Here is a 25,929-nt window from a genome sequence, read left to right on the forward strand (position 1 = left end):
GGTTCGTCCGGGGAGGACGGAGCCACGGGCGCCGCGATCTCTTTCACGGGCACATCACGCCCAGCCGAAAACCGCCGCTGTCTTCGGCCCCTCTCCCAGAGCCCACCGTGGTCGCCGGAAACCGGACACGAACAGGGGGGCCACTTCAAGAGATACAGGCCAGTTTGTCCGCGATCGCGGTGTTCGACTCGCACGCCGAAGCCAGCAGCACGATCTGGGCGCGCTGCGCCAATCCGGCACGGACTCGAAGACCCCGTCAAGCGGGATAGTTCCCCAGGATCACCATCAACGACGCGTCGCATAGCTGGCGCTGCGACGGCCTGCGTAGTCCGCCAGGATTCGAACGAAGTCCTCGGTTCGCTCCGCGAAGACGTTGTGGCCCGCGGTTCCCAGGATGTGCAGGCTCGTGGTCTCCGAGACGAGGGCGAGCTTCTGGTAGAAGGCGATGCCCAGGTCAACCGGCGCCGAGCGATCGTCGCGGCCCCAGACGACTTCGACGGGAATATTGACCTCGCCGGCGAAGAGGCGAGCGCGGATGTCGTCCTTCGCCGCCTGAAGACTCGGCTCCCAGTATTTCTTCTCAACCATCGGGTAGGTCTTGAGGGCGTTCTGGTGGTTCTCCTTGACGTACTTAGCGGCGGCCGCATTGATTTGTTCCTGCGGCACCGGGGTCACGTACAGCGCACGGAAGTAGGCTCCGCAGATCTCCTCCGGAGACGCGTCCGCCGGAAGCGAACGCGTGATCGCGTCGTAGAACTCAACGTCGCGGAACTTAGCGTCGGTGCCAGCGAGCGTCGCGCTCGACACGATGAAGAGACCTTTGGTCGACTCCGGCATGTCAAGAGCGAGCTTGCTCGCCAGCAGGCCACCGCGCGAGTGCCCGACCAGAATCATGTCCTCGAGTCCCAGAGCGTCGATGAAGCCCCTGGCGTGCTTGACCACCGCATCGAACGTCCACTCGGCATGCGTCGGCGCGAGGTCAGTCTCTCCCTGCCCCAGCTTGTCGAAGGTCACGACGCGGAAGCCCTTGTCGACCAGAGGAGCGATGACGGGAGCCCAACCATCCCCGCCGCCCGGCATGCTCATACCCGAGTGGCCACCGTGGATCAGGAGGATGACCGGACCCTCGCCCTGATCGATATAGCGCGTCCTGATTCCGCCGACGGATATGTAGTTCACGGACAGGTCTGTGTTCAACTCAAGCCTCCTGATCAAAGCAACTGGCTCGCCTATGGGGCGAGTATCTGCCATTTCTGTCACACAGAGAAGCCTTCTGTCAAGAGGGATCCGTGATTCAACGCCGGTGACAAGTTGAACGCCCGCGATCGCCGTCGACATCCCGGTCGTCGGTTGACGCTCGTTGTGCGCCAGCTGCTGATGGGGCCCGCCGAGCCCATCCCGATTGGTACGCCTTGGTTGACGTGAATACACGCCGATACAACAGCAACCACAACCGGCTGGCTGCCAGGCGCCATACCAACATCCGTGCGCCTACTCGACATTGGCTCTCCACGGCTCCACTGGGCCGCCTGGCCAGCGTCAACGCGATCGAGTAGGCGGGCGACCGCCACGAGCTGCGAAGCCCGGATTGAGCGGAACCATTGACGAACGACGAGCGAGTGGATAGCACCCATCAGAGTCACTCTCTGCCTAACAGAGGGCAGTGGCCCACAGGCCATCATGCTCCAACTGGAATGCAGCGCCAGGTCAATCTCCCCCAGGAAGAGAGATTGACCTTCGACGTGAAAATGCTCTCGAGCGAGACAAAAAGCTTCTGCGACGCGACATGCCGTCGCGTGTTCGACACAACTTCGCTTCAAGTGGTCGGATGCATCAGTGATCGCGAATTAGACACATGGAGAAGTTCGACATTCTCACCCTCCGCCTATTAGAGAAGGAAGACTGACCAATGAAACAAACACTGTCCAAATTCGAGTCTGAGTCGGTACGTACCCACTCTCGCCGTGCCGCCATCGCCGCCGCAGCCGGTAATGTCTTGGAGGGTTATGACATCGGGATTTATGGCTATTCGGCGGTTATCCTCGCCAAGCTCTTCTTTTCTGACAACGGAACCGGCGCGTTGATCTTAACCTTTGCCGTCTTCGCCTCCGGCTACCTCACGAAGCCACTGGGCGCCGTGCTGTTTGGCCACATTGGAGACCGTTACGGCCGGCGCTTGGCTCTCGTTACTTCAGTCCTGCTCATCGGTATTTGCACGGTACTTATTGGTGTGCTGCCAACCCAGGCCTCCATCGGAATTTCTGCGCCTATCCTACTTACAATTCTCCGCCTGCTCCAGGGCATCGCAGCTGGAGGCGAATCATCTGGCTCGGCCATCTTTATGGTTGAGTCGGCCCCGCCCGCGCACCGCGGCCTCTACGGAAGCTGGCAGCAGGTAAGTACAGCTGGAGGTCTATTGCTTAGCTCGGGAGCGATTGGTGTCCTGTCAGCCGTATTCACTCAGGAAGAAATTTTCGTTTGGGCATGGAGGATCCCCTTCCTTCTCGCCATATTCACAACTCTCGGAGCCCTGTGGCTGCGCCTCGGAGTCGAGGAGACCCCCACGTTTGAGGCACTCGAAAAGAGTGATGCAGTTGTGCACAACCCATTGATGGTTAGCATCAAAAAATTCTGGAGAGAGATAGTCGTGACCATCGGGGTCGCGAGAGCAATGATCAGAACCTGTGGATCCCGGGCGGGCGTGCCTTCCCGGAAGATGATCTGCAAGGAATCCGAATTCTGATCAAGACCAGTGGCGTGTTCCCGCTGAATGAGTCCGACCAGTTTTAGAGTCCTGTGGCCCGATGTCGGGCCAGAAGGGACGATGAACACATGGCTGGTCGGAAGCGGAATTCCGCGGAGGACATCGTGCGCAAGCTGCGCCGGGCAGATGAGTTGGCTGCCGAAGGTAAGACCGGTGAGGAGATCGCCGCCGAGCTGCAGGTCTCGCCGGCGACGCTGTACAACTGGCGGCGCACGTACGGCGGCATGGACACCGACGCCGCCAAGGAACTCAAGGAGCTGCGCGATCAGAACGCCCGCCTCAAGCGGCTGCTGGCCGACGCCGAACTTGAGAAGGACGCCCTGCGGGAGGTCGCTAAGGGAAAATTCTGAGCCCAGCTGCCAAGCGCCGCGCCGTGGACATGCTCAAGGAGACCTTGGGCATGTCGGAACGGTTGGCGTGCAAAGCTGTTGGGCTGGCCCGCTCTACCTACCGTCGCCTGCCGTTGGCGCAGACTCCGACCGATCCGGATGCCGACATGAGGGCTTGGCTGCGCGGCTACGCCACCAAACACCCGTGCCACGGGTTTCGGCGTGCTTGGGCGGCGTTGCGCTACGACGAGCGCCGTGAGGTCAATAAGAAGAAGATCCACCGGCTCTGGCGCGAAGAAGGCCTACAGGTCAAGGTCGTCTCGCCCCGCAAGCGGGCCGGGGTGTCCTCAGTGCCGCCGATCCTCGCCGATGCGCCGAAGGTGGTGTGGGCGATCGACTTCCAGTTCGACTCCACCATCGACGGTAAGGCCATCAAGATCGCGTCGATGATCGACGAGCACACCCGCGAATCGCTACTGAATGTGGTGGAGCGCTCGATCACTGGCGAGCGGCTGGTCGAGGAACTCACGAAGGTGTTCGCCGCTCGTGGCGGCCCACCGAAGGTGCTTCGGATGGACAATGGACCGGAGATGGTTTCTCAAGCGCTGCAACGGTTCTGCGAAAACAAGACCGGAATGGTGTACATCCCGCCGGGTTGCCCGTGGGACAACGGCTACATCGAATCGTTCAACAACCGACTCCGGAAGGAATGCCTCAACCGCAACTACTGGAACACGCTGTTCGAGGCCCGCGTGGTCATCGGCGACTTCAAGCACGAACACAACCATCGACACCGCCACTCGGCCCTGGGCTACCGCACACCGGCCGAGTACGCTGCGGCGTGCAGGTGCACCCATACCCCGGTGGCCTGCAGCATCAACTGAGAACGGATTACACCAACCCGACTCCAAAACCGGGTGGACTCAGTAACGGGGACTCGTCACCAGCGTTGGCGCGCTGGCGGGAAGGCACGCCCGTGCTCACGGTAGTAGACAACAACGACGACTCCAACGAGACCCGCAATGCGGCCGGTGCGGGCCGGTCGTTGCTCGACCAGATCGTCCGCGACGGTGCCCGGCAGATGCTGGCCGCGGCGTTGCAGGCCGAGGTCGCCGACTATGTAGCCCGGTATGCCGGTGAGGTCGACGAACACGGCCACCGACTGGTGGTCCGCAACGGATACCACGCCGAACGTGAGGTCGTGACCTCGGCGGGTGCGGTGGCGGTGAAGGCGCCCCGCGTGAACGACAAGCGGATCGACCCCGATACCGGCGAGCGCAAGCGGTTCTCCTCGGCGATCCTGCCCGCCTGGGCTCGCAAGTCCGAGCAGGTATCGGAGGTGCTGCCGCTGCTGTACCTGCACGGCCTGTCAACCAGTGACTTCGGGCCGGCGCTCGAACAGTTCCTCGGCACCGGCGCCGGACTGTCCGCATCCTCGATCACCCGGCTCACGGCCCAGTGGCAGGACGAGGCGAAGGCCTTCGGCACCAGGGACCTCTCGCAGGTCGACTACGTGTACCTGTGGGTCGACGGCATCCACCTGAAAGTCCGGCTCGAGCAGGAAAAGCTCTGCCTGTTGGTGATGCTCGGGGTGCGGGCGGACGGCCGCAAGGAACTCGTCGCCCTGGCCGACGGCTACCGAGAGTCCACCGAGTCCTGGGCGGACCTGCTGCGGGATTGCCGCCGCCGCGGGATGCGCGCGCCGGCGCTCGCGGTCGGGGACGGAGCTTTGGGATTCTGGCGGGCACTGCGGGAGGTGTTCCCCGCCACCCGCGAACAACGCTGCTGGTTCCACAAACAAGCCAACGTTCTTGCTGCACTCCCGAAATCGGCGCATCCGGGTGCGTTGGCGGCGATGAAGGAGATCATCGGGGCCGAGGACATCGACAAGGCGCAGTTGGCGATCGCAGCGTTCGAACGTGACTACAGCGCGAAGTACCCGAAAGCGGTGAAGAAAATCGTCGATGACGCCGACGTGCTGCTCGAGTACTTCCGGTATCCCGCCGAGCACTGGGTGCATCTACGCACCACGAACCCGATCGAATCGACCTTCGCGACGGTTCGGCTTCGGACCAGGGTGACCAAGGGCCCGGGATCACGGGCGGCGGGCATGGCGATGGCCTACAAGCTGATCGAAGCAGCGCAGTCGCGGTGGCGGGCGGTCAACGCACCACACCTGGTGGCGTTGGTGCGGGCCGGCGCAGTGTTCCACCAGGGCAAGCTCCTCGAACGTCCGGTCGACATCACCCCGGAACCATCGCCCGACACCCCAGTGTCCGAGGTCGCCTGACGACCCTCGATCCACAGGATTTGACTATTTCTCGAAAGAGCGGTTTCGCGACCAGTAGGGAGGAAAGCGAAGAAGGTGTCGCATCCGTTGCTGTCGCCATACCTGCAAGAGGTCCCGACGTGAGGCTGGCACTAAATGCATCAGCGCCGAGCTATCGGTTACGGCCATCACATGTCCGCAAAGTAGCTGGCATCATCGGCGAAGCTGCCGCAGAGCTTGCTACTAAGCTGGTCTAACTACATTGGCAAAGGAGATGTTCTGTGTCGAGTACCCCCGACCTGCCGGCGTTCGTTTCGACGATCGATGACTACCTGCGCTTAGAACAGCGCCACTCGCCGGCCGAGCAAATGTTCGCAACCGTCCTCACAGACGACTTCGAAATCGGCTTTCGCGGCGGCCACCAATGGAAGGGACTCAATGGTCTGCGGTTGTATCTCACGCAGCGGGACGGGATTTTCGACGAACGCCTCGAACTGCGTCAAGTACTTTCCTACGTTCCGGTGCAGGAGGATGTCATCGAGCTGACGACACGACTCGAGTTCTTCTTCCGTCGCTGGAGAGCTCCTTCGCCGGTCAGCGAAGAATTCACCGGTGCGGCCTTTCACACGTGGCTGATCCGCATTGTCGACCATGAGACCCGCGTGGCCCGGGTGGTTATCGATGGATTTGCAAATCTCAACGACAACGCCAGGGCGGCGTTTGCTATCCCAGATGAAGGGTTCGACGAATAACGCATGTGACCGCATCGTGATCACTTTGCGCTTTACTCGCACAACCCGTGGGCCGACAACACGGGTGCAGATCAGGCCGCCTGCTTCGCCGGGAGACGCCGCGGCCACGAAAGTTGCAGGGCGGCTGGACATTAGCGCCGTGGATGGGTTGACCGGCCGCCGTGTGTTTGACCGCCGTCGTCAAGCGCCCTTCGAAGCGATTACCTTGACAATTTCTCCACTGCTTACGTGTCGCCGACGCCGAAAGCCTCGGCGAAGCTAACGTTGCCCCTGGTTTCCCTCTGGGTTGCGTCCACGGCAGCCAGGAGGCGGGAGTTCTCGATGACTATCATCTCGACGTCCTGTTGGTCATCTGCATAGTGGCGATGCCATACCCACGGCGGCGTATACACGAAGTCGCCTGCGCTCCACGTTACGCGTTGATCGCCAATCTCCGACCAGCCCGAGCCATGTCGCACGAAGTGAACTGACTCGTGTACGTGTCGATGAAGGTCACTGCCCGCACCGGCGGGGATCTTCTGCAGGAAGAACTCAATGGAGCGGGCGGGTATCCGCAGAAGCAATCCAATTTCTGATGGGCTTCCGGTCTGGATCCAGTGTGCCTCGGTGGAGTTCACGACGAGGTGCTCCTCGGTCACGTGCTGGGTGTCGCGATCCCCTGCGCGCGCCATACTTTCGGCGAAATCGGCTAGCTCGTCACGGGATAGGGTCATCAATCCACTCCTCTGGGAATTTCGTCGCTGAGCGAGCATGGAGTCACTTTTCGGCGACCCAAGCGCCAGGGTCACGACAGAGCTATGTGCAAGCGCTTCTCGAGCGCGGCGATACTGATGGCGAAGGTCTCGAGTACGCGCACGCGTCCGTCTCCGGCGTTGTCGATGTCGAAGATCGCGTACTCGGTATACAGCCGGCTGACGCACCGAAGCCCGGTCAGCGGGTAACTGCACTCCGGAACCAACTTCGCGGTCCTGTCCTTGCCGAACAGCGTCATCATCACGAATACGCGCTTCGCTCCGATGGCGAGATCCATCGCACCCCCGACCGCGGGAATGGCGTCCGGTGCTCCGGTGTGCCAGTTGGCGAGGTCTCCACGCTCGCTGACCTGAAACGCCCCGAGCACACACACGTCGAGATGGCCGCCGCGCATCATGGCGAAGGAGTCGGCGTGGTGGAAGTAGGACGCCCCAGGGGTTTCGGTGACCGGAACCTTGCCTGCATTGGTGAGATCCGGGTCAATGGCGTCTCCTGTCGCGGCGCCTCCCATGCCGAGCATGCCGTTCTCGGTGTGCAGCACCACCTCGGCGGCGGGGTCGAGGTAGTCGGCGACCATCGTGGGCTGGCCGATGCCGAGATTGACGTACGACCCAGGTGCGATGTCGCGGGCGATCATCGCGGCGATCTCCCCGCGGTCCAACGGGCCACGGTCGAGATGCTCGACACGACGCCGTGTCCTTGCATCGAGCGTTCCCGTCACGAGGCGGCCTCGGTGCGGGCGGCGGGAATCGAGGACAGGTCGAGGATGCGGTCGACGAAGATACCCGGCGTCACGACCGTCTCGGGGTCGATGCCTCCGGTCTCGACGACGCGGGAGACCTCAACGACGGTCAGCGTGGCGGCGGTCGCCATGACCGGACCGAAGTTGCGAGCAGTCTTGCGGTACAACAGGTTTCCGGCCCGGTCGGCCAGGTGTGCTGCGATGAGTGCGACGTCGCCGCGGATCGGATACTCCAGCACGTAGTCGCGGCCGTCGATCGTGCGGATCTCCTTGCCCGAGGCGAGCGGGGTGCCGACACCGGTCGGGCAGAAGAACGCGCCAATGCCCGCGCCTGCCGCTCTGATCCGCTCGGCCAGGTTGCCCTGCGGGACCACTTCGAGGTCGACCATGCCGTCCCGGTAGAGCCTGTCGAACACGTACGAATCGGCCTGTCGGGGGAAGGAACAAATGACCTTCGCGACCCGACCGGCAGCCAGCAGCGCGGCCAGACCGGTGTCGCCGTTGCCCGCGTTGTTGCTGACGATGGTGAGCTCGGCGGCGCCCTGTTCGATGATCGCATCGATGAGTGTGGTGGGCATGCCCGCCATGCCGAATCCGCCGACGAGAATTGTGGCGCCGTCAGCGATTCCGGCGACGGCTTCGTGGGCGGCGGCGCAGACGGCGGTGCGGCTCATGACGACGCCCGCTCGTCCTCGTCGAATTCCGGCAATACCTCGGCGGCGATGCGAAACGCGGAGTTGGCGTCGGGGACGCCACAGTAGATGGCAGTCTGCATCAGCAGCTCCTTGATCTCGTCGTTGCTCAAACCGTTCCGGCGGGCCGCTCGCAGGTGCATCGCCAGTTCCTCGCGGTGCCCGCGCGCGACCAGCGCCGTCAGGGTGATCATCGAGCGGCTGCGAAGGTCTAGACCTGGGCGTGTCCAGATGGTTCCCCAGGCGTACTGGGTGATCAGGTGCTGGAAATCGGCGGTCATGTCGGTGGTACCGGCGATTGCCCGGTCGACGTGCCCGTCGCCGAGCACCTGGCGCCGTATCGCCATTCCCGCGCGACACACATCCTCGACGGTCCTAGTCGCAGGCTGCGGAATACCCACCTGCTCTGCGATGAGGCCGGCGACCCGGTCCGGGGCTTCGGCGGGTGCCAGGTGGCCGACACCGTCGAGCACTACGAGGTCACCGTCCTGGACACCGGAGGCGATGCGCCGCAATGACTCCGGCGGTGTGGGCACGTCGGCGCTGCCTGCCACGGCCAGGACGGGAGTGACGATCTCGCGCAATCGGTCGGAGACGTCGAATGCCGCGAGGGCCTCGCAGGCCTGCGCATAGGACTCCGGATCGGTGTGGCTGAGGGTGTCCAGCAGCGCCGCGCCGACACCTGGTTGCCGGTCGACGAAGCCCGGCGCGAACCACCGCTGGGCCGCGCCCGAGAGTAAGGTTTCGACGCCCTCGGCGCGGACGGTGGCGGCGCGCTCGAGCCAGCCAGCTGGGGTGCCGATCAACGCACCGGTGCCCAGTAGGGTCGCCGAGTCCACCCGTTGCGGCGCGTCGAGCATCAGCTGCAGACCGACACAGCCACCGAGCGAATCACCGGCGTAGTGGAAGGTCTCGGCGTGCATGTCGTCGGCGAGTGCCAGCACGGCGACCGCGAGTTCGGCGATCGTGAAGGGCTCGCCAGGACCGCCTCGACCGTGACCGGGTAGGTCCCACCCGACGACGCGGGCGTGCGCACTCAGCCATCCAGCCGCAGCGCTCCACAGCGTGGCTGCCGAGGTACCCAGTGAAGGCCCCAGCACGAGGACAGGCGCACCGTCGGGTCCGCCGAAGTCGATTGTGGCCAAGGCCGGAATGGTCATGACGCAGACTTGATGAAGCGGCGGGCCCGACTCAAGGTCGAATCGATCAGCCGATCGGCGGCACCGGTGTAGTCGGGCCGTGCTGGGCTACCGGTCAACTCGGTCATTGCACGTTGTTCGGTGAGCAGCCCGCCCGCGTCGGCCAGGTTCGCGGCCGCCCGCGCCGTGTCCACCTGCAACCCGGAGAGCAGTTCGGAGGCTTGGATGGCCGCCACGACGGTGTGGCGGGCGAGCGTGCGCAGTGTGGCCCATTCGGCGTGCCACGCGCCGTCGGAGCGCTCGTCGACACTCGCTCCTGCGGCCAGGTGCAGGGTGGCGCCCAAGGTGCCCGCGGTGAGCGCGGTGCGCCGGATCAACACAGAGCGGACGGGATTGTTCTTGTGCGGCATCGTCGATGAGCCGCCACCAGTCCCCTCGGCCAGCTCGCCGACCTCGGGCCGGCTACCGGTCGCGATGTCGGCGGCGATGTGCCCCCAGGCGTCGCAGCAGCTCACCAACGCATCCCCGATGCGGGTGATCGCCGAGCGGGTGGTGTGCCAGGGCGGAGCCGGCGCCAGCCGCAGTGCGCCGGCGAGCGCGTCGCTCAACGCGATGGCGCCGTCCACCGAACCGGTCAATTCGGTAGCCGCCGCCAGCGTTCCCACCGCGCCACCGACCTGCACCGGCAGCGAGGGCAGCAGCCCGGTCAGCGGTTCGGCGGCGTCCAGTATGCCGGTAAGCCAACGTGCCATCTTGGCGCCGAAGGTGCTTGGTAGGGCGGCCTGGGTCAGGGTACGCGCGAGTGTTGGTGTGCTCCGGTGCCTCTCAGCGAGCTCGGACAGCGCCCGGACTTGGACGGTGAACTCGTCGCCGATGCGCATGAGGACATCACGGGCGCAGATGACGAGCGCTGTGTCGACGACGTCCTGACTGGTTAGCCCGCGGTGTAACCAGCGGGCTGTCGCCGCCGTTGAGCGCTCACGCAACAACGTGACCAGAGCGCTGACGGGGCTGCCGTCGGTGGCGGCGCGGCGGGCGATCGACTCGGTGTCGGCGTCGGCGATGAGGTCTGCCAAGCTGGCACGCGCCTCTTGCGGTGCGATACCGGCGTCGACGAGGCTGTCCAGCCACGCCCGTTCCACGGCCACCATGGCCTCGAGGAATGCGGGGCCGCTCATCAGGTCGCCTGCGAGGTCGTCGCCCGGCCAGAAGAGGTCAGTCATCGCTGGTGTCCCGCGTAGCGCAGGAAGACCGTCTCGGGTTTGCCTGGCGCGTCCTGCAATTGGATGTCGAAGCGTAGTCCGGCGCCCTCGCGGGTGGCGATGAGCGTGTCGCGACGCTCGGGCGGCAGGGACGCCAGCAGTGGATCGCCGGCCAGCTGCCCCCCGGGCACGTAGGCGCGGGTGAACAGCCGGTTGAGCAGCCCGCGGGCGAACACGGTGATCAGAAAGAACGGTGCCGCACCGGGATCGCAGGGACCTGGGATGACGGTGGAAAAGTTGTACCGTCCGCCATCGTCGGTGCCGGCGCGGCCCCACCCAGTGAAGGTCCAGCCGTCCCGGTGTAGCGAGCCGGTGGACGTGGGGATGGTGCCGTCGGCGTTTGCCTGCCAGATCTCAAGTAGGGCGTCGGGAACAGGCTGGCCGTCACCATCGAGGACCAAGCCGGAAAGCTGGACGGCACCCGGTGAGCCGGCCGGAACCAGCTGGTCGCACCGGTCGAACGGGAGTGCGTAACCGAAAAAGGGTCCGACGGTCTGCCCCGGGGTGGCGGTGAGCAGGGTATTCATCAGTGTTCGCTTCCGCGGTGGGGATCCTCGGTCGGAGTGCGCGTCGCGCCGGTGAGGATGATGTCCCACCGGTATCCGGTGGCCCATTCGTGGGTGGTGACGTCGTGGTCGTAGTTGGCAATCAGTCGGTCTCGGGCCTTTCGGTCGGTGATCGACTGATAGATCGGGTCCAGCGCGAACAACGGGTCGCCGGGGAAGTACATCTGGGTGATCAGCCGTTGCGTGAATTCCGTTCCGAACACCGAGAAGTGGATGTGGGCTGGGCGCCAAGCGTTGCGGTGGTTCCTCCACGGATACGGCCCTGGCTTGATCGTGGTGAAGCGGTAGCTTCCGTCGTCATCGGTCAGGCAGCGGCCGACGCCGGTGAAGTTGGGGTCGATCGCGGACGGGTGCTGATCACGCTTGTGGATGTAGCGACCGCCGGCGTTGGCCTGCCAGATCTCGACGAGTTGACGTCGCACCGGCCGTCCGTCGCCGTCGACCACCCGGCCGGTCACCACTATCCGTTCGCCGATGGGTTCGCCTGAGTGCTGGATGGTGAGGTCCGATTCAAGCGGATGCACGTCGCGTTCGGAAAAGCAGGGCGTCCACAGCTCGACGCCCTCCGGGTCAGCGTGGTGTAGGTCCTTCGTGGGATGACGCAGCAGGCTGCTGCGGTAGGGCGCGTAGCCGAGCCGCGGCTGCGTCTCCTCGATGCCAGCGCGCTGATACTCGGACTCGATCGCCTCGATCTCCGCGCTGATCGCCTGCTGCCTCGGCAACCCGCCGTCGGGATCGGGGTCGATCACTGCTGTCATAGCCTTGACACTATTGGCTCCTCGGCGACTGACCTACGCTAGATTACCACTGAGCGGAAAGGATCCGTGAGTGGCGGGAAATACCTCAACGCCCGGCACCAGCGTCGCTTCTCGTTTGCTGCGCATGGTCGCCGCCTTCGATGAGTGGCACCGGACACTGACGCTGTCCGAACTGGCGGGTAGGGCCAGCCTGCCGATGGCCACGGCCCACCGGCTGGCTGCCGAACTGGTTGCGGGCGGGGCGTTGCAGCGCCGCACGGACGGTCGTTTCGAGGTCGGCCGACTGATGTGGAGCGCTGGGCTGCTCGCCCCGGTCGGAGGCGGATTACGGCAGGTCGCAGAGCCGTTCTTGCACGATGTCTACGCGGCAACGCTCGCCACCGTGCACCTCGCGGTACGCGACGGCAACGAAGTATTGTACCTCGAGCGGATGATGGGTAGGGCATCCGTGCCGATCGTTAGCACCGTCGGCAGCAGGTTGCCGATGCACTGCACCGGCGTCGGCAAGGTGCTGTTGGCGCACGCGCCACGCGAAGTCCAGGATCAGGTGTTTGCCAATCTGACTCCGATTACTCCCTACACAATCACCCAGCCTGCGGTGCTGTCCCGACAGTTGGAGGGGGTGCGGCGCGAGGGGTTGGCTACCACCGTGGAAGAGATGTCGCTAGGCGCCTGTTCACTGGCCGTGCCGATCGTCCGGCAGTCCGACGACGCTGTGGTGGCCGCGATCGCCGTCGTAGTTCCGTCGTTGAAGCGAGGTCGCCAGCGACTGCTCGGCGCCCTGCAGGTGGCTGCCCGCGGCATCGTCCGGCTGCTGTGACCCACGGGCCGCCGCAGCAGCGATCGCTGTGCTGTCGGGCGGCTTCTGACAAAACGCGACACCGTCGCTAGCCGTCGAAAAAGTGGTGACTGCCATGACATCTGGCGCGAATCGGAGTCCGCGCCGCGGTGGAGGGATAGACGCGACCGATCCCCCAGTTGAAGCTGAGAAAGCATCAGCAAAGGGTCCGCCGTTCAACGATCAGCGGCGGAATCCATCCTGCCCACCTCGCACTCTCACCTCGCGAATCGTCACTTGGAGGAATTGTCAATACCTGTGGATCGGGGTGTTTCAGGCGACCTCCGTTCCGGCGTCCTGATCGTCGTCTGAGGGCGGTGTTGGTGGGGTGATGTCGGTGGGGCGTTCGAGCAGTTTGCCTTTGTGGAAGACCGCGCCGGCGCGGACCAGGGCGACCAGGTGCGGGGCGTTGACGGCGCGCCAGCGGGCCGAGGCGGCGTCGATCAGCTTGTAGGCCATCGCTAGTCCGGCCGTTCGCGATCCCGGGCCTTTTGTCACCTTGGTCCGAAGTCGCACTGTGGCGAAGGTGCTTTCGATCGGGTTCGTCGTGCGCAGGTGGATCCAATGTTCGGCCGGGTACTTGAAGAACTCCAGCAGCACATCGAGGTCGTCGGTGATCTTGGCGACCGCCTTGGGGTACTTGGCGCCGAAATCGACCTCGAAGGCCTTGACCGCGAGCTGGGCCTTGTCGATATCCTCGGCGTTGTAGATCTCCTTGAGTGCCGCCAGGGCCGACGGGTGTGCTGATTTCGGCAGTGCGGCAAGAACATTGGCTTGCTTGTGGAACCAGCAGCGCTGCTCTTTGGTGGCCGGGAACACCTCACGGACCGCTTTCCAGAACCCGAGTGCACCGTCACCGACGGCGAGCACGGGGCGGTCATGCCGCGCCGTTTGCAGTCGCGCAGCAGATCGGCCCACGACTCGGCCGATTCACGGTAGCCGTCGCTGATCGCCACCAGCTCCTTGCGGCCGTCAGCGCGCACACCGAGCATCACCAGCAGACACAGCTTTTCCTGGTCCAGGCGGACCTTGAGGGGGATGCCGTCGACCCACAGGTAGACATAGTCGCTGCCCGACAGATCGCGACGACCGAACGCGGCGGCCTCATCTTGCCACTGCGACGTGAGCCGGGTGATCGTCGATGCCGACAACCCGGCACCGGAGCCGAGGAACTGCTCCAGGGCCGGGGTGAAATCGCTGCTCGACAACCCGTGCAGGTACAACAGCGGCAACACCTCGGACATCTGCGGGGACTTGCGCGCCCAGGCCGGCAGGATCGCCGAGGAGAACCGCTTGCGTTCACCAGTGTCGGGATCGACACGTTTGTCGTTGACCCGCGGGGCCCTCACCTGCACCGCACCGGCTGCGGTCAGCACCTCGCGCGGCTGGTGGTAGCCGTTGCGGACCACCAATCGGTGGCCGTTGTCATCGCGCTGGTCAGCGAACTGCGCCACGTAGGCGGCGACCTCGGCCTGCAACGCCGCGGCCAGCATCTGCCGAGCGCCATCACGGACAATCTCATCCAACAACGACCGACCAGCACCACTGTCGGTGTTGTCGTTGGCCTCCGCGCCGTCGTGAACTACGGTGAGCATGGGCGTACCTTCCCAACCAGCGCGCCAACGCCGGTCTTGATCGAATACCTGATTCCGTGATGATCATCCTCGGGAAGGTGCGCTCATTTTCACGCCCCCACGCCGAGGCTCATCCACAGGTTCTGATCATTCCTCTCACTAAGCCTGATTCCACCGACCGACGGTGTGGTGGCCGGTTGAGCTGATGGTCTTGATCCGGGCTGGTGGTGGGCATGACGAGGCCGCTGGTCTGTCCAGCTTTTCCTGTCGGGTTCCTGGTTGTCGGGTCGGGTGGTCGGTGGTTCAGGCGCTGGATCGGTGGCCGATGGTGTTGTGCCACAGGGTCATCCATGCTGGTTCGGCGGGCCAGTGCCGGGGTAGGTGCAGGATCGGTCGTCGTTGGGGTCGGGCCAGACGAGCCGGGATATTGACCAGGTGACGGCGCAGGGTCGCCCCGCGCGCGGTGCGGTGACGGGTCCCGGCCAGGGTCGCGGTGGCGCGCAGCAGATTGTGGGCGATCGCGGCGCAGACGGCCCAGGCACTGTTGGCGCCGAAGCGCCCGGAGGGAATGTGGGCCAAGGGGCCGTCGATGAGGTCGGCGAAGGTGGTTTCGATGATGGCGTGGCGGCGGTGGGTGATGTCGGCGTCGGTGGCCGACTCGGTGGTGTTGGTGAAAAACGGGTGATACCGCCAGATCGGGAACAGCCCGTCTTGGGGTTGGTTGGCGTCTTTGACCCGGCGCACGATCAGCCGGGCGGTGACCGCCTCATAGGTGCCGGTTTTGGCCATGGTGTAGACGGCTTCAGCGACTTCGGCATCAGAGATCCAGGCCCCGGTCTCGCGATCGAGCACCGCACCCGGGTATTTCACCGGGGTCCAGGCGTTCTCGGGAATGCTGTCGATGGCGCGTTGCACCGCGGCGTTGCGGGTCAGCACCAGCGAGAACACCGCCCCGTAGCGGCGGCATACCCGGATCACCGCCCGCGATCCATAGGCGCTGTCACCGCGCACGATGATCTGCCCGGTGACGCCGGGGTCCCGGCAGTAATGGCGCAAAAAACAACGAGGTTCGCGTAGCGCCTGGTCCGGGTAGACGGACGAGTCGTTGTTGGTGGCCGCTATCGGTGGCCGCGGTCGGGACCGAGGAGGCTGGTGATGCCGCGCATGGCCGCCGGTGAGGGTTTGAAGTAGCGGCGCAGGTTGTCGGGTTTGCGGTGGCGGGACTTGGCCATTAGCTCGAGCAGGCTGGCTCCGGCCTCGCCGAGATGCGTCAGGCCAGAATGCCGGAGTTCGTGCAGGTCCCAGCCGGTGCCGGGTCCGTTGGTGGCGGTGGCGGCATCGAGCAGGGCGCGGGCCTGGCCGTAGGACAACCTGGCCAGGCCGGTGTCGGGGCAGATGTCGCGGTCGGCGACGGCTTTGCGGGGTCCGGGTCGGCGGTGGGTGACGAACAGCGGTCCGCGGGTGCGGCCCTTGGTGAGGCGTGGCAGGAGCCGGGCGGTACCCGCGTCCCAGTACACGAGCTCGTGCGCGTACTCGTGATGGGCGGCGCCGCGGCGGCGGGTGCGGGGCTTGGCGCCCTTGGACTTCACCGGGCAGCACCGCCCGGCCAGGTCGAGGTCTTCGATGTTGACCTGGAGCAGTTCCTCGGTGCGGGCGCATGTTTCGTAGAGCATCCGCCACAGCGTCTTATCCCGCAGGTCGATGTCGCGGCGGGTGATGAGCCGGTCGATCGCGGTGCGCGAGCGCACCGGGGTGGCCGAGTCCGGCGGGGTGGAGCGTTTCACCCACGCGGGGACCGCCGGGGCGAGGTGTCCGTGCTCGCGGCACCACGCCAGCCAAGACGCGACCGCGGCGCGGCGGGCGTTCCAGGTGTTGACCGCCGCCTCGCCCCACAAAGTTTCCAGGGTTTCGCCGATCTCGTCGTCGGCGACATTGGCCAGCGGCCGGGCCTCGCCGAGCCTGGCGGTGGTCTTATCGACGGCGATGGCGTAGGAGCGGCGGGTGTTCGGGGAGCGGATCGAGTCGAGGAAGCCGTCGCCGGCGGCGCGGACGGTGATCCCGGACGACAACATTGTGACCTCCCTGGCCTGCTTGCCACAGATAACAGGGCCGCTTCGCGCACCGCCGGAGCGGAGTCGTCGCAGGCCGGGTTTCATGGTGCCACAGATAACAGGGTGTTATCTGTGGGATCAGTCGGCGGCGGGTCGGTGGACGCCGCCGGCGGCGGCGTTGACGGCTTCGGCGAGGGTGGGGTGGATGTGGATGGCGGCGGCGAGTTGGCCGTAGGTGGCGCCGCAGGTCATGGCGATGACGGCTTCGTGGACGAGGTCGCCGCCGTCGGGTCCGGCGATGTGGCAGCCGAGGATCCGGTCGGTGGCGGCGTCGGCGACGAATTTGACCAGGCCGCGGGTGTTGCCGATGGCGCGTGCTTTGGCAACGCCGGTGAAGTTCTGGCGGCCGATGATCACGTCGTAGCCGGCTGCGCGGGCGGCGGGTTCGGTCAGGCCGACGGCTCCGACTTCGGGGTCGGTGAACACCGCGTGCGGCACGACACGTCCGGTGGTGGTGCGGTCCTGGTCGCGGTAGACGGTGCGGTAGACGATGTCGGCGTCGTCGCGGGCGGTGTGGGTGAACATCGGCCCGCCCCGCAGGTCGCCGATCGCCCACACGTTGTCGGCGGAGGTGTTCAGGGTGTCGCCGACGGTGAGGAAGCCGTGCGGGTCGGGTTGCAGGTCGAGGTGTTCCAGGCCCAGGGCGTCGGTGTTGGGGGTGCGCCCGGTGGCGAGCAGCAGGTGGCTGCCGGTGATCTCGGCGGTCTCGGTGCCGGTGCAGCCGATCCGGATGTTGCCGGCCGTCCCGGCGGCGTGAGTACAGGTGGTGGCGGTCGCGACAGTGATGCCGTCGGCAGTCATGCCGTCGGCGACGGCGGCGCTGATGTCGGGGTCTTCCCCGGGCAGCAGCCGGTCGGCGCGCTGGACGATGGTGACCTCGGCGCCGAATCGCCGGAACATCTGCGCGAATTCGCAGCCGACGTAGCCGCCGCCGACGACGAGCAGGTGGGCGGGTAGTTCGGTGAGGTCGAGCAGCGTGCGGGAGGTGTAGTAGGGCACGGCATCCAAGCCGTCGATGGCCGGGAGGGTGGTGCGGGTGCCGGTCGCGAGGATGATCCGGTCCGCGGTCAGGGTGGTGCCGTCGACGGTGAGGCGCCGGTTACCGGTGAATTGTCCTGCGGCGTGGTAGAAGTCGAGGTCGGCGGATTTTTCGACGGCCCGATACGATCCGGCCCGGATGGAATCGACGAGGGTGTTCTTACGCTCCACCACGGCGGCCAGGTCGACGGTGACCGGACCGCCGACGCGGACGCCGAACTCGGCGGCGCGGCGGGCCTGATGGGCGACGGCGGCGGAGGCGATCATCGTCTTGGTGGGGATGCAGCCCCGGTTCAGGCAGGTCCCGCCGAGCAGTTCCTTCTCGACGAAGGCGACCCGGCCGTGGCGGGCGGCGCGCAGCGCCAGTGGCAGCCCGGACATTCCGCCGCCGAGCACGAGGGTGTCGTAGCGTTCGGTCATTGCGGGCGCCCTTCCTCGATGACGGTCGTCGGGGTGCAGCAGTCGACGGGTGCGGCATCGGTAACGCGGCGCCGGATCATGCGGTGAGCGAGGACGGTGACGGCGGCGGTGAGCACGGTCAGTGCCGCGATCGTCGCCATCAGTGGTGTGTGGTTCTGCAGCCAGGTGCTGGCGGTGGTGGACAGGGCCGCGAATCCGTTGGTGCCGGTGGTGTCGCCGGTGACGGCGGGCAGCCAGTACCAGGCCAGGTAGGCGCCGGTGAGGATGAGCACGGTCGCGGTGATGCGGGTGCCGTGCCGGGCGAGGGCGGCGAGATGGTGGGTGAGCGCGGTACCGGCGGCCGCGGCGGCGAGGCTGACCAGCAGCAGGATCGTCGCGGCGCCGAGGGTGTAGGCGACGAACACCGCGAGCAGCGCACCCCAGCCCGCGGTGGCCTGGGCCTGGGCGATGACGGCCAGCAGCACCCCGAACGTGCACGACAGCGACGCCGCGGCGTAGCCGATCCCGGCGAGGACGATCCCGGTTGTGCCGCCCGGCCCGGTGGCCGGGCGCAGCGCTCGGGTGGGCAGTCGCAGACCGAGCACGCGGCCGGTGAACATGACGACACCGAGCAATACCAGGGCGACACCGACGACCAGACCGAGCCACGGCGCGGCGCTGATCAGCGCGCGGGCACCGGCGCTGATGGCCAGCCCCGCCACGGCCAGGGTGCCCGCGAACCCGAGGGTAAAAGCGACGCCGGTTCGCAGCGCCCGCGCCGTGCGTACCCCGAGCGGTTCGGTGGCGGTGTCGCCGAGGGTGTGGGTGATCCAGGCCGGCAGCAGCGCGAAACCGCACGGATTGACCGGGGCGAGCATGCCCGCGGTGAACGCCAAGGCCAGCAGCCCGTTCACCGGTCCCCGGCCTTCGCCAGCGCGGCGGTGATCTGATCGGCGGACGGGTCGGCGGCCCGGTAGGCGACCGCACCGCCGGGGTCGACGACGAGCAGGGTCGACAGGGCGGCCACGGAGTACCGCTTGGTCAGGGTCGCATCGGTGTCGATGACCGCGGGCACGGTGTCGGTCCCGGTTTGCTGCTGGAAGTCGGTGACGACCTGGGCAGGTTCGGCCGGATCCATGTCGACCAGGACGAAAGCGGCGGTGTCACCGAGTTGTCGCGCAGCCTGCGACAGCGACTTCGCGCCGCCCACGCATTCACCGCAGCCGACCGAAAAGAAGAACATCGCCGTCGGCTTGCCGCTGGGCACGGTCACCGGCGCCCCGGACAGCGCGGTGACCGTGACGGGGTCGGTGGCGGCGCGGGGCGAGGCGGTGTCGGTGCCGCAGGCAGCCAGCACCGTGACCGCCAGGGCGGCGAGCGCCGCGCTCACCGTGCGTCGGGTGATCGGCGTGGTCACGGCTGGGAACTCCGATCGGTCGACGCGTTGGGCTGATGCGATCGGCGGGTGCCCAGCAGTCCGCGGACTGTCCCTCGCTGCGGCGGCTTACGACGGCGCGCGGTGTAGCCGACGGCGGCGAGGACCATCACCGCGGCGGCCACGATCGGTCCCCAACTGCGCAGCGCACCGCCGAGGGCGGTGAGCGCACCGGCCGCGATCAAGGCCGGTCCGGCGCAGCACACGATCATGGCCACGGCGGCACCCACCACCGCGAGCGGGCCGCCGATCCCCGTGGAGTTGTTGCGTACGTTCATCAATGTCCTGCTCCGTTCACACGAGCGGTGTCGATGCGGGTGCAGCAGGTCAGCGCGGCGGCGTTGTCGGCGGCGAGGGAGCGGGCCAGCATCACCAGGTCCGCGACGCGTGGGTCGCCGACGGAGTAGCGCAGCTTCTTGCCGTCACGGCGCGCGGTCACATAACCGCAGTCGGCCAGGCAGGACAGGTGCACCGACACCCGCGGCTGGGAGATCCCGGCATGCTCGACACACTCCGCGGAGGTGCGCTCGGCGGCCAAGATGAACTCCAGCAGCTTCAACCGCGTCGGATCCGACAGCGCGCGAAAGAACTTCGCCGTCGCATCCAGGTGCGTGCAGGCCGTCTCGCCACCGGGCGCGGTGACGGCGGCGGTCGTGGACCGGGGCAAGGGGATCGCCTCCACAAGAAGAAAGTTGAACTATTCGGATAAGCGCATAGTATGATGTCCGGAGATATTCGTCAACGCGAATAGCAACCTGTTCCGTGACCGGAGTCCCCCAGCAAGGAGAACCCGCCGTGACCACGACATCCCCGCGCGCCGATCTGGCGATCATCGGTTCCGGTTCGGCGGCGTTCGCCGCCGCCATCGCCGCGGTCAACCTCGGCAAACGGGTGGTGATGGTCGAGCGCGCCGCGATCGGCGGCACCTGCGTGAACGTGGGCTGCGTGCCGTCGAAGGCGCTGCTGGCCGCCGCGGAGGCCCGGCACACCGCGGCGAGCGCCGACCGGTTCCCGGGGCTGGCGGCGACCGGGGCACCGGTGGACTTCGCCGAGCTGATCGCGGGCAAGAACGCGCTGGTCGACCGGCTTCGCGGCGAGAAGTACCTCGACCTGGCCGCCGACTACGGCTGGGAGATCGTCTCGGGAACCGCCGTCTTCACCGGTACCACCGACGCACCGGTGCTGCGGGTCGAGCAGGGGGCCGATGGCCCGCGGGTGATCGACGCCGATCAGTACCTGATCGCGACCGGCGCCGCGCCGTGGGCGCCGCCGACCGACGGGCTCGCCGAGGCGGGGTATCTGACCTCGACCACCGCGATGGAGCTCGACGTCCTGCCGGGGTCGCTGATCGTGGTGGGCGGCAACGCCATCGGTCTCGAACAGGCACAGTTGTTCGCCCGGCTCGGCACCCGGGTCACGGTGATCGAGGCCCTGGATCGGCTGGCGCCGTTCGAGGAACCCGAGATCTCCCGGGCCATCGCGCAGGTGTTCGCCGACGAAGCCATCACCGTGCTCACCGGCGCCACCCTCGACAAGGCACTGGCCGAGGGCGGCGAGAAACTCGTCACCGTCCGCACCGCCGACGGGGCCACCACCGAACTGCGGGCCGCCCAGCTGCTCATCGCCACCGGCCGCCGCCCCGACACCCCCGGATTGAATCTGGCGGCGGTCGGGGTACGCACCGACGACCGCGGCGCCGTCGTCGTCGACGCCCACCAGCGCAGCAGCAACCCGCGGATCTGGGCCGCGGGCGACGTGGCCGGCGGCCCCCAATTCGTGTACGTCGCGGCGGCGCAGGGCACACTCGCCGCCGGCAACGCCCTCGGGCACGCCGGCCGCACCCTGGACTACACGGCGCTGCCGCGGGTGACATTCACCAGCCCGGCCATCGCCGCGGTCGGCCACACCGACAGCCAAGCCGCCGCAGCCGGATTACGGACCGAGTCGCGGCTGCTCACCGGTGCGAACGTGCCGCGTGCCCTGGTCAACCGGGACACCCGTGGTGTGGTCAAACTCGTCGCCGAGGCCGGGACCGGGCGGGTGCTAGGCGTGCACGCCGTCGCCGAGGGTGCCGGGGATCTGATCACCGCCGCCGGGTACGCGATCACCGCGGGCATGACCGTCGACCAGCTCGCCCGCACCTGGGCGCCGTATCTGACCATGGCCGAAGCGCTGAAACTCACCGCCCAAACCTTCACCGCCGATGTCGCCAAGCTGTCCTGCTGCGCGGGCTGAGGACCGGATCGAGCCGTCATGAACACACCGGTGATGACCATCGGAGACCTGGCCCGCCGCACCGGAGTGCCGGCGAAAGTACTACGCCGCCACCACGACCTGGGCCTGATCTACAGCCTCGGCCGCAGCCGGGCCGGATACCGGCTCTTCGACGAACACGCGCTGTGGTGCGTCGAGGTCATCGCCACCCTGCGCGGCCTCGGCCTCACGGAGGCCGAAATCCGTCAGCTCGCCGCCACCTGCGACGACAGCGCCCGGCCGGTCGGACCGCAGCTGGCCGAACTACTGGCCCGCTCCCGGACCCGGATCGAGGACCGCATCCGCGACCTCGACGAGCAGCGCCGCCGCATCGACGAGTTCGAACACCACCACCACGACGCGTTGACCCGGGCGACCAGCCACGACCGAGCCGCCGCCCCGCCGTGGGTGCCGGATCCGAGGACATGCGGCTGCGGCGCTTGACCTTCCCTGCGGTGGCAAGCCCGACACTCGATCCCACACCCGTGACTACACGCTCCGAGGGGACACCAGCGATGACGACCAACCCGTTCGCCACCACCATCGTCGACACACTGTTCGACTCCACCGCCAATACGGGAACGAACCTGATGGGCACCGCGATGCGGCTGCTCGCGGCCGGTGAACCGATCACCATCGAACAGCTCGCTACCGCCGCCGGCGCCAGCGTCGCCGACGTCGAGAACGCGCCCGCCGCCGCGGACATCGAATACGACGACCGGCACCGCATCCTCGGCTGGGGCCTGACCCTCAATCCCACCCCGCACCGGTTCACCGTCGACGGCCACCAGCTCTACACCTGGTGCGCCGCCGACACCCTGCTGTTCCCCGCCATCATCGGTCGCCCCGCCACCGTCGAATCCACCTGCGCCGCAACCGGAACCACCATCCGACTGTCCGTTGACCCGGCCTCCGGGGTCAGCGGCCTCGACCCGGCCACCGCGGTCATCTCTGTACCCGGCCCCGACGAACTCGACCCGACCCGGGTCCGCGCCACCACCTGCAACCCCGGCCGCTACTTCGCCACCGCCGTGGCGGCCGCCGACTGGCAGAGCCGGCACCCCACCGGGCTCGTGCTGCCCGTCGCCGACGCCTACGCCCAGCTGCGCCCGATCAGCGACCGCGTCCTCACCGCCACCGAACCACCACGCTGTCGCTGACCCAACCCAGGCCACCGATGTGCCCAGCTACGCCCCAGCACCCTCTCCCGGAAGGTGGTAGCCGGCGGTCAGAAGAGGGTGTCGCGGACCCGCAGCGGCCGGTACCCGGTGGGGCCGAGCTGGGCCAGTTCGGCGTCGATGTCGACCTCGATGGCGCCGAAGAAGTTGATGTTCTCGCTGTGCGCCGGAGAAATGTGCGCCAGCACCTCGTCATCGATGCGCCGCCCGGCCCGCCGCATCTGTTCGGTCGCCAGACCGTAATACTCCGTGGTCCAGGCGATGACGGCGTTGGTCGCCAACGTGAGGCACCATGCCTGTTCGGTCTGTCCCTCCAGGTGCCTCGCGCGCACGGTTCCTTCATGCGCGTAGAGCAGGTCGCGGCGGAGCGCGTGCAGGGATTCGCCCTTGTTGAGCTGGCGGGAGATCTTGCGTCGATAGCCCGGGTCGGACAGATACCGGGCGGCGTAGATCGTGCGCCGCAGCGCCCCGTACTCCTTGAGCGCCGCCGCGAGGGCGTTCTGCCGGCCCGACGCCGACAGCTTGCCGACCAGCAGCGACGCGGTGGCGTGCCCGAACTTCAGCGACCCGGCCAGCCGGAGCAGGTCGTCGTAGTGCTCGGCGATCAGATCGAGATTGCACCGCCGGGTCAAAAGCGGGCCCGCGTGCGGGAACGCGGACTCGACCTGGGCTCGCGGCGCCGCCCGGTACAGGGTGATCCGGCCCAGGTCCCGGATGCGGGGCGAGAGCTGCAACCCGAGCAGGTCGAACAGCCCGAAGTTCACCAGGGTGACGCCGTGCGTGTCGGTCGCATGCTCGGTGATCGGCAGATCCGTTGCATTGCCGAGGATTTCGTCCAGCACGTAGTGAGCTTCACGTCTCGTCGCGACGATGACCTTCGTGCCGTAGGTGGCGTGCTGATCGGTGACATGGGTATACGTGCTCAGTCCTTCGTTCGCGAAATAGCGGCTCAACGCTCTGGCAGTGACCGATTTGCCACGGGTCGGGAACCGCTGCCCATCACTGGAGGACAGGGTGCCGGCCCCGAAGATCGGGGTCAGCGGCAGGCGTTGGTGGTAGTCGATGATCGTCAGGTTCGCCGCCCGCAGCGTCTCCTCCCGCACATACCACTCCGAAGTCCAGGCCAGGATGTCGTAGGAGATGCCGGAGGCCTCCGCCATACGGGTGAGACCCAGGTTGGTGGAGTAGGCCAGCAGCACCGCGATGAGGTTGCGCTTCAACTCCGGGGTGCGGGACTGCTTACCGCCGGCGTGGGTGAAGCAGTCCAGGTAGCCGGTGCGTTTGTCCAGCTCGATCAACAGCGACACGATCGGCGCGAACGGCAGCATCTCCGTCAACTCCTGCTTCAACGCCACCGCTTCGGCCGGAACGTCTTCTGCCGACAGCGGCGAGACCACCAGGTCACCGGCCTCATCGAGACGGACCGGGCCGTCGCCGTCGGCGAGCACCTTCTCCAACTCGCTCATAGCGTCGTGCAGCTCGTCGGTGGCGGTCGCCAGGGCGCGGGCCGGATCAGCGGACTTGCCGACCAGGCGGCAGAACTCGTCACGCTGCGGCTCCCACGCCTGCGGGGTCAGCAGGTAAGCGGCCGGGTCGGCGTAGCGGCGCGACCCCGGCACGAACACGTCGCCGCTGCGCAACCCGTCCCGCAGCCCCAGCAGCACGCACAGCTCCCAGTAGTGCCGATAGGCGGTGGTGTTGCCGGCTTTGCGGGCCTCGTCGAGGTAGCCGCGCCACTTCGTCGGCACGAACCCCGTCGGCGCGTCGTCGGGCACCTTGCGGGTACCGGTCGCATTCAGCTCCCGCAGCATGTGCACCCCGATCAGCAGCTCGATCGCCGCGGTGCCGCCGGCGAACCGGACTGTCGACAGCACCTGCGGGGTGAACTGCCGCAGATAGGAGTACGAGCTGTCCAGAGCGGCCAGGTGCCCGTGATCGCGCGGCAGCCGAGGTTTGGCCTGCGCGACCGCGGCCCGCAACCGCTCCCATCCGATCCGATCGCCCCGGATCAGGCCGCCGATCTCCTCGTCAGGGATCTGCGTGTCGGTGATGATGGCCAGCAAGTCGTCGAGCAACCCCTGCCGATCCTCTCCGGCCTTACCGCGCTCGGCGAGCTCGTCGCGCATCCGGCGTTCGGCTTTGCTCAACCTGGCCGAGATCGCCTGATCGAACAGCTGCACCACCTCGTCGAGCACATCGGTGGCCGACTGAGCCAACACCGTGAGCAGGATCGGGTAGCGGCGTTGCGGATCCCGGCGTTCCAAGGCTTGGCCCGTCAAGCGTCGGCCCACAGTCGCCAGGAACCGCCGCCGCTCCGCCGGCAGCACCGACATATCCAGCTCATCCGCGCCCAGGTTGCGCAGGAACACCAGCTTCTCGACCTCGGCCTTCACCGCGGTCGCCGACGCCTCCACCGGGCCGGTCGACAACCACCGCAACCGCGACATCCCGATAGACGGGTCGGCGACCAGCAACGCATCCAGTTCCTTACACCGCTGCGGCGTGAACTCGCGCGCCAACCGGTCATAGGTCTCCCGCTGCGCCTGCGTGCGAGCATGCGCGACCCGGCGGACCACCGTGTCCGGGCCCGGCCGGATCACCCGCGCCGAGATCAGGTACTCACACGCCAGCCGGAACAACAGCGTCGGCGAATCGTGCTCCATCGCCCGCGCCAGAAGGAACTCATCCAGCTCCTTCAACTCCATCGACCCGGCAGGCCGCCACCCCAGATACTGGGCCACCAGCCGCACATGCTCGGTCCGCGTCTGCGCCCGCTTGCCATACGAACGAAGCTGCACCGCATCGACATTCAGCTGATCCGCCAACCGGGCCACCGCCACCGGCGGCGCCGACGACACCTTGTCCGGCACGAACCCCAGCCACGGCAAGGTGCACAACGCCACCGCCAGGCCCAGACGGACCGCAGGGCCCCTGCCCTGCGGAGCAACGAACGCCAGATCCGCCGGGGTCAGCGTGAAGTACCGGAACAACTCCTCACGACTGATCTCCGGGAACTCCCGCAGGCGCTGCAACTCCTCGTCCGCGAATACCCGCGTCGCCACGAACCCCAGCCTCCA

25 protein-coding genes and 2 pseudogenes are annotated in these 25,929 nt (G+C 66.9%); 10 read left to right on the plus strand and 17 right to left on the minus strand.

Going from position 1 to position 25,929, the window contains the following annotated elements; genetic code table 11:
* Positions 1-285 precede the first annotated feature (285 nt).
* Positions 286-1,197 (minus strand): alpha/beta fold hydrolase, encoded by a 912-nt coding sequence (locus A7U43_RS01815; protein WP_157894438.1) that lies wholly within the window; start codon positions 1,195-1,197, stop codon positions 286-288.
* Between the two features lie 712 nt (positions 1,198-1,909).
* On the opposite strand from A7U43_RS01815, the gene A7U43_RS01820 reads away from it, so the two are divergent.
* The 5 genes from A7U43_RS01820 to A7U43_RS01840 all read left to right on the plus strand — a co-directional run bounded on the left by A7U43_RS01820 (position 1,910) and on the right by A7U43_RS01840 (position 6,114).
* Positions 1,910-2,743, plus strand: coding sequence for an MFS transporter (locus tag A7U43_RS01820; protein WP_052773276.1), 834 nt, complete (start codon positions 1,910-1,912; stop codon positions 2,741-2,743).
* Between the two features lie 89 nt (positions 2,744-2,832).
* Positions 2,833-3,977 (plus strand): IS3 family transposase gene (locus tag A7U43_RS01830; protein ID WP_156525814.1). Its coding sequence is split into 2 segments (ribosomal slippage): positions 2,833-3,100 and positions 3,100-3,977, totalling 1,146 coding nucleotides; the frame shifts between segments, so codons are not numbered across the junction.
* Between the two features lie 92 nt (positions 3,978-4,069).
* On the plus strand, positions 4,070-5,383 hold the full coding sequence (locus A7U43_RS01835) for an IS256 family transposase (protein WP_019344575.1): 1,314 nt from the start codon (positions 4,070-4,072) through the stop codon (positions 5,381-5,383).
* 20 nt (positions 5,384-5,403) lie between these two features.
* Positions 5,404-5,619 carry an IclR family transcriptional regulator domain-containing protein gene (locus A7U43_RS28945; RefSeq protein ID WP_074414912.1) on the plus strand — a complete coding sequence of 72 codons (216 nt, stop codon included), beginning with the start codon at positions 5,404-5,406 and terminating at the stop codon, positions 5,617-5,619.
* Positions 5,620-5,643: 24 nt separating this feature from the next.
* Complete coding sequence (locus A7U43_RS01840) at positions 5,644-6,114, plus strand: hypothetical protein (RefSeq protein ID WP_047040856.1); 471 nt, start codon at positions 5,644-5,646, stop codon at positions 6,112-6,114.
* Between the two features lie 224 nt (positions 6,115-6,338).
* Here A7U43_RS01840 and A7U43_RS01845 read toward each other — a convergent pair whose 3' ends face one another.
* The 7 genes from A7U43_RS01845 to pcaH form a co-directional block, all read right to left on the minus strand.
* Positions 6,339-6,827: a cupin domain-containing protein gene (locus tag A7U43_RS01845; protein ID WP_047040871.1), complete on the minus strand. Its 489-nt coding sequence runs from the start codon at positions 6,825-6,827 to the stop codon at positions 6,339-6,341.
* A 71-nt stretch (positions 6,828-6,898) separates the two neighbouring features.
* Positions 6,899-7,588 (minus strand): 3-oxoacid CoA-transferase subunit B, encoded by a 690-nt coding sequence (locus A7U43_RS01850; RefSeq protein ID WP_047040853.1) that lies wholly within the window; start codon positions 7,586-7,588, stop codon positions 6,899-6,901.
* On the minus strand, positions 7,585-8,283 hold the full coding sequence (locus tag A7U43_RS01855) for a 3-oxoacid CoA-transferase subunit A (protein WP_047040851.1): 699 nt from the start codon (positions 8,281-8,283) through the stop codon (positions 7,585-7,587). Before A7U43_RS01855 ends, A7U43_RS01850 begins: the two co-directional genes overlap by 4 nt.
* Positions 8,280-9,461 (minus strand): bifunctional 3-oxoadipate enol-lactonase/4-carboxymuconolactone decarboxylase PcaDC, encoded by a 1,182-nt coding sequence (gene pcaDC, locus A7U43_RS01860; RefSeq protein WP_047040849.1) that lies wholly within the window; start codon positions 9,459-9,461, stop codon positions 8,280-8,282. Before pcaDC ends, A7U43_RS01855 begins: the two co-directional genes overlap by 4 nt.
* The gene (locus A7U43_RS01865; protein ID WP_043416463.1) at positions 9,458-10,663 is read right to left on the minus strand and encodes a lyase family protein; all 1,206 of its coding nucleotides are present in this window, start codon (positions 10,661-10,663) and stop codon (positions 9,458-9,460) included. The genes pcaDC and A7U43_RS01865 overlap by 4 nt, the downstream gene beginning before the upstream one ends.
* Positions 10,660-11,229 (minus strand): protocatechuate 3,4-dioxygenase subunit alpha, encoded by a 570-nt coding sequence (gene pcaG, locus A7U43_RS01870; RefSeq protein ID WP_043416462.1) that lies wholly within the window; start codon positions 11,227-11,229, stop codon positions 10,660-10,662. The genes A7U43_RS01865 and pcaG overlap by 4 nt, the downstream gene beginning before the upstream one ends.
* Entirely contained in the window at positions 11,229-12,026 is a 798-nt protein-coding gene (gene pcaH / locus A7U43_RS01875) for a protocatechuate 3,4-dioxygenase subunit beta (protein WP_043416460.1), read from the minus strand. Before pcaH ends, pcaG begins: the two co-directional genes overlap by 1 nt.
* 70 nt (positions 12,027-12,096) lie before the next feature.
* On the opposite strand from pcaH, the gene A7U43_RS01880 reads away from it, so the two are divergent.
* Positions 12,097-12,846: an IclR family transcriptional regulator gene (locus tag A7U43_RS01880; protein ID WP_047040843.1), complete on the plus strand. Its 750-nt coding sequence runs from the start codon at positions 12,097-12,099 to the stop codon at positions 12,844-12,846.
* A gap of 291 nt (positions 12,847-13,137) precedes the next feature.
* On the opposite strand, the pseudogene A7U43_RS01885 reads toward A7U43_RS01880, so the two are convergent.
* Positions 13,138-14,393: pseudogene (locus A7U43_RS01885) on the minus strand (IS256 family transposase).
* On the opposite strand from A7U43_RS01885, the gene A7U43_RS30185 reads away from it, so the two are divergent.
* Positions 14,280-14,519: a hypothetical protein gene (locus A7U43_RS30185; protein ID WP_224866092.1), complete on the plus strand. Its 240-nt coding sequence runs from the start codon at positions 14,280-14,282 to the stop codon at positions 14,517-14,519. The pseudogene A7U43_RS01885 and the gene A7U43_RS30185 sit on opposite strands and share 114 nt — an antisense overlap.
* A 222-nt stretch (positions 14,520-14,741) precedes the next feature.
* Here A7U43_RS30185 and A7U43_RS01890 read toward each other — a convergent pair.
* From A7U43_RS01890 to A7U43_RS01920, 7 genes and pseudogenes are all read right to left on the minus strand, one after another.
* Positions 14,742-15,479, minus strand: a pseudogene (locus A7U43_RS01890) (transposase); the annotation flags it as partial.
* Positions 15,480-15,556: 77 nt separating this feature from the next.
* Positions 15,557-16,510, minus strand: coding sequence for a tyrosine-type recombinase/integrase (locus tag A7U43_RS01895; RefSeq protein WP_017682183.1), 954 nt, complete (start codon positions 16,508-16,510; stop codon positions 15,557-15,559).
* A 117-nt stretch (positions 16,511-16,627) separates the two neighbouring features.
* On the minus strand, positions 16,628-18,007 hold the full coding sequence (locus tag A7U43_RS01900; RefSeq protein ID WP_010596918.1) for a dihydrolipoyl dehydrogenase family protein: 1,380 nt from the start codon (positions 18,005-18,007) through the stop codon (positions 16,628-16,630).
* Entirely contained in the window at positions 18,004-18,900 is an 897-nt protein-coding gene (locus A7U43_RS01905) for a cytochrome c biogenesis CcdA family protein (protein ID WP_010596917.1), read from the minus strand. The genes A7U43_RS01900 and A7U43_RS01905 overlap by 4 nt, the downstream gene beginning before the upstream one ends.
* The gene (locus A7U43_RS01910) at positions 18,897-19,403 is read right to left on the minus strand and encodes a TlpA family protein disulfide reductase (RefSeq protein ID WP_010596916.1); all 507 of its coding nucleotides are present in this window, start codon (positions 19,401-19,403) and stop codon (positions 18,897-18,899) included. The genes A7U43_RS01905 and A7U43_RS01910 overlap by 4 nt, the downstream gene beginning before the upstream one ends.
* A complete protein-coding gene (locus A7U43_RS01915; protein ID WP_010596915.1) occupies positions 19,400-19,699 on the minus strand; it encodes a hypothetical protein in 300 nt (99 codons plus the stop codon). Before A7U43_RS01915 ends, A7U43_RS01910 begins: the two co-directional genes overlap by 4 nt.
* A complete protein-coding gene (locus A7U43_RS01920; RefSeq protein WP_026138108.1) occupies positions 19,699-20,088 on the minus strand; it encodes an ArsR/SmtB family transcription factor in 390 nt (129 codons plus the stop codon). The genes A7U43_RS01915 and A7U43_RS01920 overlap by 1 nt, the downstream gene beginning before the upstream one ends.
* A 128-nt stretch (positions 20,089-20,216) precedes the next feature.
* Between A7U43_RS01920 and merA the strand changes: the two genes are divergently transcribed.
* The 3 genes from merA to merB all read left to right on the plus strand — a co-directional run bounded on the left by merA (position 20,217) and on the right by merB (position 22,834).
* Positions 20,217-21,656: a mercury(II) reductase gene (gene merA, locus A7U43_RS01925; protein ID WP_010596913.1), complete on the plus strand. Its 1,440-nt coding sequence runs from the start codon at positions 20,217-20,219 to the stop codon at positions 21,654-21,656.
* A gap of 18 nt (positions 21,657-21,674) precedes the next feature.
* A complete protein-coding gene (locus A7U43_RS01930) occupies positions 21,675-22,118 on the plus strand; it encodes a MerR family transcriptional regulator (RefSeq protein WP_010596912.1) in 444 nt (147 codons plus the stop codon).
* A gap of 71 nt (positions 22,119-22,189) precedes the next feature.
* Positions 22,190-22,834 carry an organomercurial lyase MerB gene (merB, locus tag A7U43_RS01935; protein ID WP_010596911.1) on the plus strand — a complete coding sequence of 215 codons (645 nt, stop codon included), beginning with the start codon at positions 22,190-22,192 and terminating at the stop codon, positions 22,832-22,834.
* A gap of 68 nt (positions 22,835-22,902) precedes the next feature.
* Here merB and A7U43_RS01940 read toward each other — a convergent pair whose 3' ends face one another.
* A complete protein-coding gene (locus A7U43_RS01940; RefSeq protein WP_017682184.1) occupies positions 22,903-25,914 on the minus strand; it encodes a Tn3 family transposase in 3,012 nt (1,003 codons plus the stop codon).
* Positions 25,915-25,929: the final 15 nt, after the last annotated feature.

The sequence above is a fragment of the Mycobacterium adipatum genome (genome assembly GCF_001644575.1).
Taxonomy (GTDB): Bacteria; Actinomycetota; Actinomycetes; order Mycobacteriales; family Mycobacteriaceae; genus Mycobacterium; species Mycobacterium adipatum.

Bases quoted from the DNA above. Each gene is read 5' to 3' on its own strand.
- A7U43_RS01820 (WP_052773276.1), top strand. From the start codon at position 1,910: ATGAAACAAACACTGTCCAAATTCGAGTCTGAGTCGGTACGTACCCAC.
- A7U43_RS01845 (WP_047040871.1), bottom strand. From the start codon at position 6,827: ATGACCCTATCCCGTGACGAGCTAGCCGATTTCGCCGAAAGTATGGCG.
- A7U43_RS01855 (WP_047040851.1), bottom strand. From the start codon at position 8,283: ATGAGCCGCACCGCCGTCTGCGCCGCCGCCCACGAAGCCGTCGCCGGA.
- pcaDC (WP_047040849.1), bottom strand. From the start codon at position 9,461: ATGACCATTCCGGCCTTGGCCACAATCGACTTCGGCGGACCCGACGGT.
- A7U43_RS01865 (WP_043416463.1), bottom strand. From the start codon at position 10,663: ATGACTGACCTCTTCTGGCCGGGCGACGACCTCGCAGGCGACCTGATG.
- pcaG (WP_043416462.1), bottom strand. From the start codon at position 11,229: ATGAATACCCTGCTCACCGCCACCCCGGGGCAGACCGTCGGACCCTTT.
- pcaH (WP_043416460.1), bottom strand. From the start codon at position 12,026: ATGACAGCAGTGATCGACCCCGATCCCGACGGCGGGTTGCCGAGGCAG.
- A7U43_RS01895 (WP_017682183.1), bottom strand. From the start codon at position 16,510: ATGTTGTCGTCCGGGATCACCGTCCGCGCCGCCGGCGACGGCTTCCTC.
- A7U43_RS01900 (WP_010596918.1), bottom strand. From the start codon at position 18,007: ATGACCGAACGCTACGACACCCTCGTGCTCGGCGGCGGAATGTCCGGG.
- A7U43_RS01915 (WP_010596915.1), bottom strand. From the start codon at position 19,699: ATGAACGTACGCAACAACTCCACGGGGATCGGCGGCCCGCTCGCGGTG.
- A7U43_RS01930 (WP_010596912.1), top strand. From the start codon at position 21,675: ATGAACACACCGGTGATGACCATCGGAGACCTGGCCCGCCGCACCGGA.
- merB (WP_010596911.1), top strand. From the start codon at position 22,190: ATGACGACCAACCCGTTCGCCACCACCATCGTCGACACACTGTTCGAC.